At 68.9% G+C, this 13,496-nt stretch carries 13 protein-coding genes; 8 read left to right on the top strand and 5 right to left on the bottom strand.

Going from position 1 to position 13,496, the window contains the following annotated elements; translation table 11 throughout:
* Positions 1-19 precede the first annotated feature (19 nt).
* Positions 20-754 carry a polysaccharide deacetylase family protein gene (locus H6955_15045; protein MCP5314872.1) on the top strand — a complete coding sequence of 245 codons (735 nt, stop codon included), beginning with the start codon at positions 20-22 and terminating at the stop codon, positions 752-754.
* Entirely contained in the window at positions 751-2,175 is a 1,425-nt protein-coding gene (hldE, locus tag H6955_15040; GenBank protein MCP5314871.1) for a bifunctional D-glycero-beta-D-manno-heptose-7-phosphate kinase/D-glycero-beta-D-manno-heptose 1-phosphate adenylyltransferase HldE, read from the top strand. Before H6955_15045 ends, hldE begins: the two co-directional genes overlap by 4 nt.
* 3 nt (positions 2,176-2,178) lie before the next feature.
* Here the strand turns inward: hldE and H6955_15035 are convergent, their stop codons facing one another.
* Together H6955_15035 and H6955_15030 are read right to left on the bottom strand one after the other, a co-directional pair.
* Positions 2,179-3,522, bottom strand: a complete 1,344-nt coding sequence (locus tag H6955_15035; protein MCP5314870.1) for an O-antigen ligase family protein — start codon at positions 3,520-3,522, stop codon at positions 2,179-2,181.
* Positions 3,519-4,490 (bottom strand): glycosyltransferase, encoded by a 972-nt coding sequence (locus tag H6955_15030; protein MCP5314869.1) that lies wholly within the window; start codon positions 4,488-4,490, stop codon positions 3,519-3,521. The genes H6955_15035 and H6955_15030 overlap by 4 nt, the downstream gene beginning before the upstream one ends.
* 317 nt (positions 4,491-4,807) lie before the next feature.
* On the opposite strand from H6955_15030, the gene H6955_15025 reads away from it, so the two are divergent.
* The 5 genes from H6955_15025 to H6955_15005 all read left to right on the top strand — a co-directional run bounded on the left by H6955_15025 (position 4,808) and on the right by H6955_15005 (position 9,972).
* Positions 4,808-5,869 carry a glycosyltransferase gene (locus H6955_15025; GenBank protein ID MCP5314868.1) on the top strand — a complete coding sequence of 354 codons (1,062 nt, stop codon included), beginning with the start codon at positions 4,808-4,810 and terminating at the stop codon, positions 5,867-5,869.
* The gene (locus H6955_15020) at positions 5,866-6,999 is read left to right on the top strand and encodes a glycosyltransferase (protein ID MCP5314867.1); all 1,134 of its coding nucleotides are present in this window, start codon (positions 5,866-5,868) and stop codon (positions 6,997-6,999) included. The genes H6955_15025 and H6955_15020 overlap by 4 nt, the downstream gene beginning before the upstream one ends.
* Positions 6,989-8,104, top strand: a complete 1,116-nt coding sequence (locus H6955_15015; GenBank protein MCP5314866.1) for a glycosyltransferase — start codon at positions 6,989-6,991, stop codon at positions 8,102-8,104. Before H6955_15020 ends, H6955_15015 begins: the two co-directional genes overlap by 11 nt.
* Before the next feature lie 72 nt (positions 8,105-8,176).
* Positions 8,177-8,866: a sulfotransferase family 2 domain-containing protein gene (locus tag H6955_15010; protein ID MCP5314865.1), complete on the top strand. Its 690-nt coding sequence runs from the start codon at positions 8,177-8,179 to the stop codon at positions 8,864-8,866.
* Positions 8,863-9,972 (top strand): glycosyltransferase, encoded by a 1,110-nt coding sequence (locus H6955_15005; protein MCP5314864.1) that lies wholly within the window; start codon positions 8,863-8,865, stop codon positions 9,970-9,972. Before H6955_15010 ends, H6955_15005 begins: the two co-directional genes overlap by 4 nt.
* Before the next feature lie 10 nt (positions 9,973-9,982).
* On the opposite strand, the gene arsJ is transcribed toward H6955_15005, so the two are convergent.
* The 3 genes from arsJ to H6955_14990 are packed head-to-tail and all read right to left on the bottom strand — an operon-like array spanning position 9,983 to position 12,641.
* Entirely contained in the window at positions 9,983-11,200 is a 1,218-nt protein-coding gene (gene arsJ, locus H6955_15000) for an organoarsenical effux MFS transporter ArsJ (protein ID MCP5314863.1), read from the bottom strand.
* A 49-nt stretch (positions 11,201-11,249) separates the two neighbouring features.
* Positions 11,250-12,251, bottom strand: coding sequence for an ArsJ-associated glyceraldehyde-3-phosphate dehydrogenase (locus tag H6955_14995; protein MCP5314862.1), 1,002 nt, complete (start codon positions 12,249-12,251; stop codon positions 11,250-11,252).
* 42 nt (positions 12,252-12,293) lie between these two features.
* Positions 12,294-12,641, bottom strand: a complete 348-nt coding sequence (locus H6955_14990) for a metalloregulator ArsR/SmtB family transcription factor (protein ID MCP5314861.1) — start codon at positions 12,639-12,641, stop codon at positions 12,294-12,296.
* Between the two features lie 170 nt (positions 12,642-12,811).
* On the opposite strand from H6955_14990, the gene H6955_14985 reads away from it, so the two are divergent.
* Positions 12,812-13,156: a hypothetical protein gene (locus H6955_14985; GenBank protein MCP5314860.1), complete on the top strand. Its 345-nt coding sequence runs from the start codon at positions 12,812-12,814 to the stop codon at positions 13,154-13,156.
* Positions 13,157-13,496: the final 340 nt, after the last annotated feature.

The raw sequence follows: 13,496 nt of genomic DNA, 5'->3' as shown, positions 1-13,496 counted from the left end.
CAAGGGTATCTCGATCCTGATGTATCACCAGGTCGGCGAATTCGCGCCGATGTCGTCGCACCGCTCGACCTACTGCCACGTCAAACGCTTTCGGGCACAGATGGCCTGGCTGCACGCGCTGCGCTTCCATGTGCTGCGCATGGACGAGGTGCTCGCCGCGTTGCGCGGCGAGCGGCCGATCCCGCCGCGTGCGGTCGCGCTGACCTTTGACGACGGCTACGAGAATTTCTACGAGTACGCCTACCCGGTGCTGCGCCGCTATGGCTTCCCGGCGATGGTCTACCTGATCAGCGAGCGGATAGGCCAGCCCAGCGAGTGGTTTGCCGCCGACGGGCGCGACACGCCACCGCTGATGTCGGCCGAGCGGGTCCGCACCTTGCGTCGGGCCGGGATCGATTTCGGCTCGCACGGGGCGCGCCATCTCAAACTGGCCGAGGTCGATCCGGCGACCGCGAACACGGATATCGTCGAGAGCCGAGCACAACTCGAGGCGCTGCTGGACGAGGACGTGCGGCATTTCTGTTACCCCTACGGCAGCCACAACGCGGCGACCGTGCAGATGGTACGCGAGGCGGGATACGCAACCGCGGTCAGTTGCCAGCGCGGCGCCGCGACCCCGGCGTTCGATGCGCTGGCGCTGCCGCGCAAGGCGATCTCCTATGGTGACAACCTGGCCGGGTTCTTCTGGAAACTGTCGATGAAAGACAAACCCAAGGGTGAGGCGGTGATCCTGACGCCGATCCGCGACGCATGAGTCTGCAGCTCCCCGACTTCGCCGCCGCGCACGTCCTGGTGATCGGAGACGTGATGCTGGACCGTTACTGGTACGGCGACACCGGGCGCATCTCGCCGGAGGCCCCGGTCCCGGTCGTGCACGTGCAGCGTCGCGAGGAGCGTGCCGGGGGCGCCGGCAACGTCGCAATGAACATCGCGGCCCTCGGCGGGGTCGTCGAACTGCTGGGCCTCGTGGGCAACGACGAGGCCGCCGCGAGCCTGCAGTCGCTGTTGCGCGCCGGCGGCTGTCGCAACACCTTGCTGGCGAGCGATGCCCAGCCGACGATCACCAAGCTGCGCATTGTCAGCCGCCATCAACAATTGATTCGTCTCGATTTCGAAGAAGACCTCGCGGTGCAGGATCCCGAGCGCCTGCTCGAACCCTTCGGCGCGGCGCTGGAGGCGTGCGGCTGCGTGGTGCTGTCCGACTATGGCAAGGGCACGCTGCGCGACCCTGTGCCCTTTATCGGCGCGGCACGCCGGGCCGGCAGGCCGGTGATCGTCGACCCGAAGCGCCGCGACTTCCACGCCTACCGCGGCGCGACCCTGGTCACGCCGAACATGAGCGAGTTTCAGACGGCGGTCGGCACCTGCCGCAGCGAACACGAGATCGTCGATCGCGGTCAGCAGCTGCTGGCCGAGACCGGCATCGAGGGCCTGCTGCTGACGCGCAGCGAACGCGGCATGACGCTGTTGCGAAGGCAACACGAGCCGCTCGACCTCGCGGCGCGCGCGCGCGAGGTGTTCGATGTGACCGGCGCCGGCGATACCGTCGTCGCGGTGCTCGCCGCGGCGCTCGCCGCCGGTCTGCCGGTCGACCAGGCGGCGGTGCTCGCGAATCTCGCGGCCGGGGTCGTGGTCGGCAAGCTCGGTACCGCGACGGTCAGCCGCGACGAACTCGACCAGGCATTACGTCCGGAGCACCTGCAGCAACGCGGCGCTGTCGATGAGGAGACCCTGATGCGCCTGGTGAGCGAGGCCCGGCAGCGCGGCGAACGCGTGGTGATGACCAACGGCTGTTTCGACCTGCTGCACCCGGGGCATGTCGGGTATCTCGAGCAGGCCGCCGAACTGGGGGATCGCCTGATCGTCGCGGTCAATGACGATGCCTCGGTGGCCCGCCTGAAGGGCGCCGGTCGGCCGGTCAACCCGCTCGCCGGTCGCATGGCGGTCCTCGCCGGCCTGCGATCGGTGGACTGGGTCGTGGCGTTTTCCGAGGACACCCCGCAGCGCCTGATCTGCCGCACGCAGCCGGATGTGCTGGTCAAGGGCGGCGACTATCGGCCCGAGCAGATCGCCGGTGGCGACTGTGTGCGCGAGGCCGGTGGCGAGGTCGTCGTGCTCGGCTATGTCGACGGCTGCTCGACCTCGTCGCTGATCGAGACCATCCGCAGGCAATAGGCCTCAGTCGACGGCCGGTCGCGCGAGCAGCGACCGATAGTGCGCCCGGTGCGCGATCGCGCCGAACAGCACCACCAGGTATCCGCCGTTCGAACTCTGCAGCGGCTCGTTGACCAGCGCCGCGATCAGGAAGATCAGCAGGCCGCCGAGGATGCACTGCGTGACCTCGGGCGACAGTTGCCCGGACGCGCGACTCTGCAGCGTGCGCTGCACGATCAGCCAGAACATGCCGCCGACCAGCAGTGCGCCGACGATGCCAAACTGGAACAGCACGTCGAAGTAGCTGCTGTGGAAGTGTGTGAAGCGCTCTTCGGTCATCGCGTTGACCCCGGCCCGGTCGAGTGCCCGCTCCATCAGTCCCGGACCCCAGCCGAACCAGGGCCGTTCGCGCCAGTCGTCCCAGAACGCGCGGTACATCGCCAGACGCAGGCCGACCGAATCGGCCGGCAGCGCGTCGAAGTCGCCGCTCAGCACCTGCTCGATGGTCTGCCGCTCGTACGCGACGCGCTGTTCGATCAGGTCGAGCTCGGCGACCTGTGCGAGTGCGAACGCACCGCCGATCACCAGCACGAGCGCGCCGGCGACAAAGTGGCGCGGCGAACGCGTCGCCCGGTGCAGCGTGAACAGGGCGAACAGCGGCAACACCAGGAGTGCGGTGATCCACGCCGAGCGCGCCTGCGAGAACACCAGGGCCGCCCCGCAGACCCCGATACAGGCGAGCCACAGTGCCGCAGTGGCGACGCGCGCCGCCGGCTGGCGGCGTCGGCGCAGAAAAGATCGCCAGCACACCAGCAGGCCGAGCAGCGCGATCGCCGACCAGATGCCGAGGTTGACCGCCGAGTAGCCGAAGGTCGCACGCGTCGGGCCTTCGACGAAGCCCTGGAGTTGCGCACCGATCCGGCTCCAGTCGAGCCGCGTCAGGATGCGGCCGATGAAACCGGCCAGTGCCAGGCCGAGCAACCACTCGACGCGCACTCGGGTGCGGGTCAGCCAGAAGGCGGTCACGACCAGTCCGAGAAAGCCGGTGATCGCCCAGTTGTTCGCGGCATCGACGATCTGCGCCGCCTGTTCCGGAAACGCACGGGTCGCGAGCCAGGCGCGTACGACCAGATAGACCAGGAACAGCAGGGTCAGCCGCAGCATGCGTTCGCCGCGCAGCGCCCACAGTTCGCGCGGGTAGCGCAGCACCGCGATCAGTGCCATCAACAGCAGTCCCTGGTTCGCGCGGGCGACGTCATGGAACGCGAACAGCGCGAAATACAGCAGCGCAAACACGCCGACACCGTCCCAGATGCGGGTCCGCCGGTCGGCCTCGGGGTTGCCGACGGAGGCGTGGTCGCGCGTCATGCGGCGGGAGCCCCCGAAAGCAATAGCTGCAGGTAGCGGTCACCGGCCGCTGCCTGCGCGAAGGGCCGCGCCCCGGCGATCAGGCTCGCACGGTCCGGGGGGTGATCCAGGGTTGCCGCGATCGCCACGCCCAGCGCCTCGGCATCGCCAACCGGCACCAGTGCGCCGAGGCGGCCATCCTGCAGGATCTCGCGCGGACCGTGCGGGCAGTCGGTCGACACCACGGGTACACCGAGGCTCAGCGCCTCGGCCAGCACGTTGCCGAATCCCTCCCAGGCCGACGACAGCACAAACACCGCGGCGTGCCGCATGTACCGCCACGGGTTGCTCTGGAACCCGAGGAACGCGACGTCCGCGGTGATGCCGAGCTCGTCGACGAGTTGCTGCAGCGCGCCCTGCAGTTCGCCTTCGCCGAGGATCATCAGGCGGCACGGGCGTTGGGCGCGAAGGCCGGCGAAGGCGCGCAGCAGGGTCGGGTAGTCCTTCTGCGCGGTCAGCCGGCCGGCGGCGACGATCAGCGGCGGTCGGTCGCTACCGATCCAGGGGTGTTCGAGCGGTTCGGCGGCACGCTGCGCGAGCTCCGGGGGGACCGCCGGGTTGTGGATCACGTGGACCCTGGACGGATCATGACCGGTCAGCGCGACGAACTGTCGGGCCAGGCCGTGCGAGATCGCGATCACCCCGTCGCTGCGCGCGGCCGCACGGCGCAGCGTCGCGCGCTGCCGATCGTTGAGTGCATTGCGCAGGCTCAGCCAGATCGCGGGACCCGGTCCGGGGATCCAGCGCAGCCAGGAGGCGATCTGGTTCGCGCGGGTGTCGAACGCGAGCAGTGCGTCGGGCCGGGTGCGGCGGACGACGCCGAGCAGCTCGGCGAAGATCCCGAGGCGGCCGCCGTGCCCGGTGAAGCGGTATTCCACCGACGCCGGCAGATCGGCGAACGGCAGGCGCCCGTCCGCGGGACGGCGCATCACGATAACCACCGCATGACCCCGGGCGGCGAAGTGGGTCGCCAGGCGCGCCAGGCTGATGCCGGCGCCGCCGCGGTTGCGTCCCGGGTGTTTGCTGATCAGGCCGAACAGGCAGATTCTCGCCAAGGTGTTGATCCGTGAATGACCCGCCGATCGTGCGCGGCCGCGCTCGGCGTGTGGCCGGAACCCTATCACAGAGCACCGCGCCGCAAGGGTGCGCATCGCCGCTTTGTTATACTGGCCGCCCTTTGACGGGAGGCTGGCTGTTGCGCCTGGCGATCTATCTACCCTCCTTCGGTGATGGCGGTGTCGAGCGTATGTTGGTCAACCTCGCCGCGGGGCTCGCCCGGCGCGACCTGCAGGTCGATTTCGTCACCCGCAGCCGCGCAGCCCCGTATCTCGACCGCCTGCCTGATCGGGTCAACCTGGTGGAACTGGGTGCCGGCGGTACCTTCGCGGTGTTGCCGCCGACGATCCGCTATCTGCGCGCCGCGCGCCCGGACTTCGTGTTGTGCGGCAAGGATCGCGCGGCCCGCAACGTGCTGCGTGCGCGCCGGCTGTCGGGGGTCGATTTCCAGCTGGTGATGCGTCCCGGGACCACGGTCTCCGAGCGCCTCGCGCGGCGCGGTCCCTACAAGCGCTGGCGTGCCTACCGCCTGATCCGCGGCGTCTACCGGCAGGCGGTCGCCGTGGTCGGCAATTCCGCCGGGGTGGTCGACGACATCGCGGCGATCGCCGGGCTGCCGGCGCAACGCATGCATCTGATCCGCAACCCGGTGGTGACCCCGGATCTGGCGGCGCAGGCCGCCGAGCCGTTCGAGCATCCCTGGTTCGTCCCGGGTGCGCCGCCGGTGATCGTCGGTGTCGGCGGGCTGCGCCGGCAGAAGGGTTTCGACAGCCTGGTCCGGGCCTTCGCGCAGGTGCATGCGCAGCGACCGTGCCGGCTGATGATCCTCGGTGACGGCCACCTGCGCGAGTCGCTGCTACAGCTCGCCGACGAACTCGGCGTGGCCGACGACCTGGCGTTGCCCGGATTCGACCCGCGGCCCTACCGGATCGTCGCGCGCGCGGCGCTGTTCGTGCTGGCCTCGCGTTGGGAGGGGTCGCCGAACGCCTTGACCGAGGCGCTCGCACTCGGCACCCCGGTGGTCGCGACCGACTGCCCCTCGGGGCCGCGCGAGATCCTCGCCGGGGGCGAGGTCGCGCCGCTGGTCGCGGTCGACGACGTCGATGCGATGGGTGCGGCGATACGGCGAACGCTCGATGATCCCGGCGATCGCGCACGGCGCATCGCCGCGGTCGCTGAGTACACCGTCGAGACCTGCGCGGCGCGCTATCACGCGCTGTTCGACGCCTTGCTCGCGGACCGCGCGGCATGACCGACCTCGCGGTGTTCGCGGCGACCTCGGGGCACAGCGGCGTCGACCGGGTGTTGCGCAACCTGGTACCGGCGATCGCCGCGCAGGGCCTGCGCGTCGACGTGCTCGGCATCGCCGGCCATGGCCCCTATTGGCCGGAACCCCTGCCGCAGGGCGTGCGCCATGTCGCGCTCGGTGCGCGGCACGTCAACAGCGCGCTGCCGGCGCTGGTGCGCTACCTGCGCAAGACCCGTCCGCAGGCGATGCTCAGCGACAAGGACCGGGTCAACCGCGCGGTGATCATCGCCCGCGCGTTCGCCGGGCGGCACGATGGCCGGCGCACCCGGCTCGGCGTGCGCCTCGGCACCACGGTGTCGGTCAACCTGGCCAGTCGCGGCCCGGTCGAGCGCCTGCTGCAGACTTGGTCGATGCGTACCCTGTACCGGTACGCCGATGCGGTCCTGGTGCCGTCGCATGGCGCGGCCGACGACCTCGCCCGACATGCCGGACTAGCGCGCGAACGGATCCGGGTCGTGCCGAGCCCGATCCTCGGCCCGGATATGGCCGGGCGCGCCGCGGCGCCCTTGGCGCATCCCTGGTTCCACGACCCGGCGATACCGGTGGTCCTCGGCGTCGGTGAGCTGTCCGAGCGCAAGGACTTCGCGACCCTGGTGCGCGCGCATGCGCAGCTGGTTCGGCGCCGTCCCTGCCGCCTGGTGATCCTCGGCGAGGGCCGGCGCCGCGCGGAGCTGCAGCAGCTGGCGGCATCGCTGGGTACCGCCGAGCACGTCGAGCTACCCGGATTCGTTGCGAACCCCTACCCCTACATGGCCGCCGCTTCGGTGTTCGCGCTCAGTTCGCGCTGGGAGGGGATGCCGGTGGTGCTGATCGAGGCGCTGGCGCTCGGGACCCCGGTCGTCGCGACCGATTGTCCGAGCGGACCGCGCGAACTGCTCGACGCAGGCCGGCTCGGTGAACTGGTGCCGGTCGGCGATGCAACGGCGCTGGCCACCGCGCTTGCACGCACGTTGGATGCGCCGCCGGCGCGCGATGCGCTGATCGCGGCGGCCCAGCCGTACCGGGTCGAGCGCAGCGCAAGCGCCTACCTCGCCGCGCTCGGCTTCGAACGCGGAGACGACGATGCGCAGTGAGCCCTGCCGTCTCGCGGTATTGATCTCGTTCTCCGGCGCCGGCGGGGTCGAACGCATGGTGTTGAATCTGGTCGAGGGACTGGCCGCACGCGGTCTGCGCGTCGATCTGCTGGCGATCCGCGCCGACAGCGCCCACCTCGGCCCGCTGCCGGACGGTGTCCGCCTGATCGACCTCGGTGTGCGCCACAGTGCGCTCGCGGTCTGGCCGGTAGCCCGTTATCTGCGCGCGCAGCGCCCCGACGCGCTGCTCGCGGCGAAGGACCGCGCGATCCGTGCGGCAGTGGTCGCGCGCCGCCTGTCGGGTTGGCACGGATCCCTCGCCGGACGCCTGGGTACCAATCTGTCGGCCGCGCTGGAGGGGCGGTCGGCGCTGGCGCGTTGGCTGCGCACCGCGCCGATGAGACTCCTGTACTGTGGTGTCGACCGGATCGTCGCGGTCTCTGCCGGGGTCGCCGAAGACACCCGGCGCATCACCGGTCTGCCGCCCGCGCGGATCGGCGTGGTGCGCAACCCGGTGGTGACGCCGCACCTTGCCGAGTTGGCCGCCGCGCCCTGCCCGCACGCCTGGCTGGCCGGGTCCGAGGTCCCGGTGATTCTCGGCGCCGGCCGACTGACCGAGCAGAAGGACTTCGCGACCCTGGTGCGCGCGTTCGCGCGCGTCCGTGCCGAGCGCCCCGCCCGCCTGGTGATCCTCGGCGAGGGGCGGCTGCGGGGGCCGCTGCAGGCATTGGCCGAACAACTCGGTGTCGCCGGGGACATCGCGCTGCCCGGTTTCGCCGCCAATCCCTATGCCTGGATGGCGCGCGCGACCCTGTTCGTGTTGTCGTCGGCCTGGGAGGGCTCGCCGAACGTGTTGACCGAGGCGCTCGCGCTCGGCGTCCCGGCGGTCGCGACCGACTGCCCCTCGGGCCCGCGGGAGCTACTGCAGGATGGCCGTTTCGGTCCGCTGGTTGCGGTCGGCGACGCTGCCGCACTCGGTGCCGCGATCCTGGCCACGCTGGACGCACCCCTGCCCGCGGCTTCGCTGCGCGACGCGGTCGCCGACTACACGGTCGAGGCAGCGACCCGGGGGTACCGGCAGGCGCTCGGGCTCTCCGATTGCTGACTGCGGCGAGATGCGAATCGTGAATGCCCCGTCGTCGCGCAGGACCGAACCAGAAACGGCCAGAGGTACACCATGCTGCTGTCGTTGAGATACAACTTTCTGTTCGTGCATACCGCCAAGACCGGCGGCACTTCGGTGCGCGACGCACTCCAGCCGCTGCGCTACCGCGATCCGCACTACCCGGTGCAGTGGCTGTGCTCGCGCCTCAGCGGACTGAGCGGGCACCGACTCGGGATCAAGTTTCCGCGCCACGCGAAGATCGTCGCGGCGAAGGAGATGCTGCCGCACGAGCTGTTCGCGCAGCTGTTCAAGTTCGTGTTCGTGCGCAATCCCTGGGACCTGCAGGTCAGTTCCTTCCACCATATCCGTCGCGAGCGTCCGCACCTGATGACGCACATCGAGACCTTCGACGAGTTCATGCGCTGGAAGCTCGACCCGGAACGTCCCTACCAGTACCACGTCGACACCTCGATCGAGCTGCAGTCCGACTATGCGGTCGATCTCCACGGCCAGCTGCTGGTCGACTTCATCGGCCGCTACGAGACCCTGCACGACGATTTCGCCGAGGCCTGCCGTCGCATCGGCATCGCGCCGCGCAGGCTGCCGCACAAGCGCCAGGCGACCGACCGCAGGAAGGACTACCGCAGCTATTACAGCGACCCGCTGGCCGAGCTGGTCGCGCAGCACTTCGAGCCGGATATCCGCCTGCTCGGTTACCAGTTCGATCCGCCGTCGGGCGGCGACGCGGTAGCGGGCGGATGAAGATCGCCTATGTCGCGTCGGCACCGGTCCCGTCCCGGGTCGCGCGCAGCGTCAACATCGTCAAGTCGTGTGCCGCGCTCGCGGCGCTCGGCCACCAGGTCGTGCTGTTGCTGACAGAGGCGCATGCCGACGAGGTCGAACCCGGAGTCGACGATGTGTTCGCGTTCTACGATGTGCCGCGCAGCTTCGAGATCCGCTGGCTGCCGACGCCGCGGCGCTTCGGCGGGCGCACCCTGTTCTCGCTGGCGGTCGCGGGTTTCGCGCTGCGCTGGCGGCCGGACCTGGTCTACGGACGCTACCTCCGCGCCTGCCTGCTGACCTGCCGGCTCGGTTTCGATACCGTCGTCGAACTGCACAGCCCGGTTCGCGGTCGCCGGTCCAGCAAGGCGAAACGCCTGATCGCGCTCGCCCGGCTGCGCCATTTCCGCGCCTTTGTGACCCTGACCGACGCCATGCGCCGCCACTTCGTCATGCTCGGCCTGCCGGGTATCGGTGAACACAACGTGCTGCACGCCCCGACCGGTGCCGCGGCGCCGCCGGCGACGACCGAACCGCAGCCGCTGCCGCGGGCGACCTCGGGCTGGCAGATCGGTTATGCCGGTGGGCTCGACGAACACAAGGGTGCAATGATCGCGGTGCAGCTCGCAAAGGCGCTGCCCGGTCATGATTTCCACCTGATGGGCGGCAGCGAGGAACAGCTCGCGACCTGGCGGGCGCAGCACCGCCTGCCGAACCTGCACCTGCACGGCTATGTGCCGCAGGCGGTGCTGTTGCGCTATATCGCGGCGCTCGACCTGTGCCTGCTGCCGAACCAGCCGAACCCGGCGAATCCGGGTGCGGAGCCCTATACCTCGCCGCTGAAGCTGTTCAACTACATGGCGCTTGGCCGGCCGGTACTGGCATCGGACTACCCGGAACTGCGCGAGATCCTGAATCCGGACAATGCGGTGCTGGTCGACGACCCCACCCGTGTCGGGTCCTGGGTCGCGGCGATCGAGGGGTTGGCGCCGGACCGCCTGGCACGGATCGGCGCACAGGCACGGCATGATTTCATTGCGCACTACACGCTGGAGGCGCGCTACCGCGACATCCTGCAACGTATCTGAAGCCGGCCGCTCAGTCGGCGGGCGACGCGGCGCGTCGTGGCTCGGGCAGGCGGTAGGAAAGCAGTCCGGCCGCGCAGACGAACAGCATCGACCACCACAGGCAGCCCTCGAGGCCGCGTGTCTGGTAGACCCAGCCGGACAGCACGGTGCCGGCCAGTCGTCCGGCGGCGTTCGCCATGTAGTAGAAGCCGACGTTCATCGACACTTTGTCGAAGTCCGAATAGGCCAGGATCAGGTACGAGTGGATCGCCGAATTGATCGCGAACACCACGCCGAACACGACCAGTCCGACCACCAGCACCGGCGCCGCGTCCCAGCCCTGTTGCAGCGCGGTTGCGATCCCCGCCGGGACCAGCGCGAGCACGAAGGCCCACAACCGTGCCGAACCGCCGCCCGGCCCCCGACCGTGGTGGCTGCGCCGGATCAGGCGCGGGGCCGCGGCCTGCACGACGCCGTAACCGATCACCCACAGCGCGAGAAAACCGCCGACCTGCATGAAGCTCCAGCCCAGCACCTCGTACAGGAACACCGGCAGGCCCACGACGAACCAGACGTCGCGCGAGCCGAACAGGAACAGCCGCGCCGCGGACAGCCAGTTGATCTCGGGTCGGTTGGCGAACACCTGGGTGAACTTCGGCTTGGATGCCATCCGACCGACGCCGGATGGCAGCAGCACCAGGGTCACCAGCAACACGACCAGCAACATGCCGGCGAGCACATACAGGGCGCCGCGAAAACCGAGCCACTCGAGCAGCGCCGCACCGATGAAGAAGCCGGCACCCTTGAGGGCGTTCTTCGAACCGGTCAACCACGCGACCCAGCGGAACAGCCGCGAATCGCCGCCATCGCCGGCCAGGGTCTTGACGCTGGCCTTGGCCGACATCTTGTTCAGGTCCTTGGCGATCCCGGAGAGTGCCTGTGCGGCCATCACGTATGCGACCGTGAGCCAGGCATCGGGCACCGTGAGCATGCCGAGCGCGACCACCTGCAAGGCCATGCCGATATGCATCGTCAGGTTCAGGCCGATGCGCGCACCCAGCCAACCGCCGACCAGGTTGGTGACGATGCCGAAGAACTCGTAAAACAGGAACAGCATCGCCACCTCGAACGGCGAGTAGCCGAGCAGGTGGAAATACAACACGACCAGCATGCGGATCGCGCCGTCGGTGACCGTGAAGGCCCAGTAGCCGGCGGTCACGACCAGGTAGTGACGCAGGCCGTCGCTCATCGTTGCGGTGCCACGTGTCGTGGTCGCGGGTCCGGATGCGGCCGCGGGTTCACAGCCCCTCCGCGACCAGGCCGACGATGTCCATCATCCGGTTCACATAGCCCCATTCGTTGTCGTACCACGCATAGATCTTGACCTGGGTGCCGTCGATCACCAGCGTCGACGGCGCATCGATGATCGCCGATCGCGGGTCGTTGACATAGTCGACCGAGACCAGCGGCCGCTCCTCGTAACCGAGGATGCCGGCGAGCTCGCCCGCGGCCGCGGCGCGCAACAGTGCATTCACCTCGTCGGCACTCACCGCGCGCGCGGCCTCGAACACGAAATCCGTCAGCGAGGCGTTCAGCAGGGGTACGCGCACCGCATGGCCGTTCAGCCGACCGGCGAGTTCCGGGAAGATCCTGGTGATCGCGCGCGCGGAGCCGGTCGTGGTCGGGATCAGCGACTGGCCACAGGCGCGCGCCCGGCGCAGGTCCTTGTGTCCCTTGTCGACGATCGTCTGGGTGTTGGTGATGTCGTGGATGGTCGTCATGCAGCCGTGCACGATGCCGATCTGCTCGTGCATCACCTTGACCACCGGGGCCAGGCAGTTCGTCGTGCACGAGGCCGCGGTGACCAGGTGATCGCGCGCCGGGTCGTAGTCGGCGTGATTGATGCCGTACACGATGTTCAAGGCGCCCTCGGTGGGCGCCGCGACGACGACCTTCTTCACGCCCTGGTCGAAGTAGGCCTGCAGGGTATCGGGTCGTTTGTGATGCCGCCCGGTCGCCTCGATCACGATGTCGCAGCCCGACCAGTCGGCATCGTCGATCGCCGCATGGCAGCTGTATGCGATCCGCTGGCCGTCGACTGTCACGGCATTCTCGTCCGCCGCGCAGGGCACCGGCCAGGTGCCGTGCACCGAATCGAACTGCAGCAGGTGCGCCGAGCCGCGGGCGTCGGTCGCGATCTCGTTGATGCGCGTGAACCCGAGCCGCTCCCTGCCCCAGCCCGCACGCAGGCCGAGCCGCCCCATGCGACCGAAACCGTTGATACCAATACGAATCGTCATAGTGGGCAGTTCCCGTAAATGGATGGCTGTTGGCTCTGCTGGTCAGGCGCAGCGCGGCGCTTCCGGCCGGTCGGGCATCGCGTGCAACAGGCGGCGGTCGGCGGCGAACGGATCCTGGTCGGACAGGCCGGTACACAGTTCGTCGAGCACCGCGCCCGCCCACGCCGGGAGCACCGGGTTCACGCGGTAGTAGACCCAGTGACCCGCGCGGCGATCGGTCACCAGCCCCTGTTCGCGCAATTGCGCGAGGTGGCGCGAGACCTGCGGTTGCGACACACCCAGGGCATGGGTCAGTTCGCACACGCACAGCTCGCCCTGGTTGCAGAGCAGGATGATGCAGCGCAGACGGGTCGCGTTGGCGAGGCTGGCGAACAGGCTCTCGGGTTGCATCGGGCGGAATATACGTCACGCCATATATATGGCAATTGAAATATTTGTGACGGTCGCGTGCGGGGTGTCGTGCGGCGAAGCGCTGGCCACGTCAAGGGTGCCGAGGCGAATACCATTATCTGTTGTATGGTTATAGAGGCCGATGAACCAGGAAGGGAGGTGTTTGGGAGATGCGAGGCAAGCGTTACTACGGTGGAGCTGTGTTTGTTTCCGCCTTTATGTGGTTCGGTTCTGTACTGGCCGGGGGCGCAAACGCCGGTGACAACCCGTTCAGTATCCAACAGATCAGCCCCGAGCTATCGATGACTGCGGCCGGTGATCGACTGCCGGGCGGAGAAAAGAAATGCGAAGGCTACAGGAACCCCACGATAGGCGGCACGACCAAGTGCGGGGAGGGCAAATGCGGCGGCGACAAACCCAAGCCCGGAAAAAAGTGTGGCTCCAACAAATGCCAGGCCGGCAAGAGCCCGGTCCGCAAATGCCAGGCGGGCAAGTGCAAAGGCGCCGGGGAATAGCGGCCGGTCCGCAAGTCGATGATTCGCCCCCGTCCGGGTCGATCGATCCGTGTCGCGCACCTTGGCGGGCCGCCCACGCAATGGTGCCCGACACGTTGCGCGTCGCGCAGTAGGCACCCCTCGTTGTGCGCCGCAGCCGACAACCGCTTGCGCCCTGCACGCGGTGTCGGTGGCCTGAGCGTCGGGATGTGCACGCCATCACAAAAATGCGCCGTCGCCCGGCCTGGGTCTGCACCCGGACGGGTCCTCGGCTGTGCCCCCTAAGTTGTTGAAGATTGGATGAATTGGCGTATCGCTGATCATTCTTGGACCGGTCCTGGACGCGACCTCGCGTTAAGCG

The sequence above is a fragment of the Chromatiaceae bacterium genome, assembly GCA_024235395.1.
Lineage (GTDB): Bacteria > Pseudomonadota > Gammaproteobacteria > Chromatiales > Chromatiaceae > Thiosocius.
The sequence above is the reverse complement of the archived record's forward strand: the minus strand, read 5'-3'. Positions and strand labels throughout refer to the sequence as shown.